The organism is Streptomyces avicenniae (assembly GCF_000719135.1).
GTDB lineage: Bacteria > Actinomycetota > Actinomycetes > Streptomycetales > Streptomycetaceae > Streptomyces > Streptomyces avicenniae.
The window spans coordinates 1-333 of record NZ_JOEK01000049.1 but is presented as its reverse complement, the minus strand read 5'-3'; the positions used below and the strand labels follow the sequence as shown (position 1 = coordinate 333).

The window sequence follows — 333 nt, the reverse complement described above, 5'->3', positions numbered from 1 at the left end:
GACCGCGTCGGCGTCGGCCGGACGATTGTTCCACGGGGGTGTCACCGGTTTCCCTCCCTCTGTTCCGCCGGCGTCCCCGGCTTCGGCCCGCGCTGGTTGTGGTAGACGGGCGCCAGGCGTTCGCGCACCTTGCGGCAGTGGTGGTCCACGGTGCTCGCGGTGATGCCGAGGTACCAGCCGGTCTTCCGGCTGCTGTAGTGCAGGACGTACCGCAGGATGATCACGTCGAGCTGTCGCTGCGGCAGCTTCAGCAGGGCCGGGTAGAGGCCGATGCTGCTCGGCATCGCGCCGATCCCCTCGCGGGCCGTGCTCAGCGCCTCGTCGCCGACCACC

At 70.6% G+C, this 333-nt stretch carries 1 protein-coding gene; it reads right to left on the bottom strand.

From position 1 onward, the window contains the following. Positions 1 to 41 precede the first annotated feature (41 nt). On the bottom strand, positions 42 to 333 hold a 292-nt coding region (locus tag IF27_RS29690; RefSeq protein ID WP_190233161.1), incomplete at its 5' end, for a sigma-70 family RNA polymerase sigma factor.